The following is a 1,086-nucleotide window of genomic DNA, read 5'->3' as shown; positions in this document are numbered from 1 at the left end:
TGTCCCGTCCTGAAATAGCGATACACAAAAAAGATCGTTATGGAAGAAAACATAAATTATGTAAAACGCACCCAACGCGATTACAGTATGTCTTTAAAGCTTCAAATTGTTAGAGAAGTTGAGCACGGTAGTTTATCAATTACCCAAGTTAGAAAACAGTATGGTATACAATCCCGTTCAACAATAGTCCAATGGTTACGAAAATTTGGTAACTTTGATTGGGAAAACCAAACCCCTTTCAATATGACTAAGTCCCCTGAACAAAAGATTATGGAACTTGAAATCCAAGTCAAGTTATTAGAAAAACAAAAGGCTCTTTTAGAACGACAAGCCTATGTTGCAGACAAAAAAGCTATTCTGTTTGATATGATGATTGATTTAGCTGAGAAAGAATATCAAATCGATATACGAAAAAACTCTCCTCCCGAACAATCGACCATTTTAGAGAAAAAGAACAAAAAACAGTAGCATTTACCTGTTATTTGTTCGGGATAGACAGACAGGTTTATTATCGAAAAATAAGAAGAAAAACATCCAAACAAAGCAAAGCCAAAGAAGTGGTTTTACTGGTAAATGATATCAGGGAGACAATGCCTAGAGTGGGTACTCGAAAACTATATTATCTTTTGTTGGGTAAACTTCAATTAATGAAAATTGGAAGAGATAAGTTCTTTGATATACTCAGGGCCAATCATTTATTGATACAACCTAAACGAAGGTATCATGTAACCACTAATTCGCATCATCATTTTAGAAAACATCGAAATCGAATTTTAGATTTAGCAATAGACCGACCTGAACAAGTTTGGGTATCTGACATAACATACATCGGAAAAAGAGAGAATCCGTGTTATTTAAGCTTAGTCACCGATGCTTATTCTAAAAAGATTATGGGGTATTATGTAGCTGACAACATGAATACAGAAAGCAGTTTGAAGGCTTTAAAAATGGCTCTTAAACATAGAAATAACAAAAGTTTACCATTAATACATCATTCCGACAGAGGCATTCAATATTGTGCTAATGAATATCAAAAACAACTTAGTAAAAACAAGGTTTTATGCAGTATGACACAAAACTCAGATC

The 1,086-nt window shown here is 33.7% G+C and carries 2 protein-coding genes; both read left to right on the top strand.

The window, feature by feature from the left end; all coding sequences use genetic code 11:
• The first annotated feature begins 39 nt into the window (after positions 1-39).
• Entirely contained in the window at positions 40-468 is a 429-nt protein-coding gene (locus tag ACM55I_RS16320) for a transposase (RefSeq protein ID WP_416847900.1), read from the top strand.
• 14 nt (positions 469-482) lie between these two features.
• On the top strand, positions 483-1,086 hold a 604-nt coding region (locus tag ACM55I_RS16315), incomplete at its 3' end, for an IS3 family transposase (protein WP_416847899.1).

The sequence above is a fragment of the Flavobacterium algoris genome (assembly GCF_048158525.1).
Lineage (GTDB): Bacteria > Bacteroidota > Bacteroidia > Flavobacteriales > Flavobacteriaceae > Flavobacterium > Flavobacterium algoris.
Note: the sequence above shows the minus strand (reverse complement) of the source record. Positions and strands in the feature narration are given on the sequence as shown.

Excerpts from the sequence above, each read along its gene's own strand:
- ACM55I_RS16320 (WP_416847900.1), top strand. The coding sequence starts at position 40 with ATGGAAGAAAACATAAATTATGTAAAACGCACCCAACGCGATTACAGT.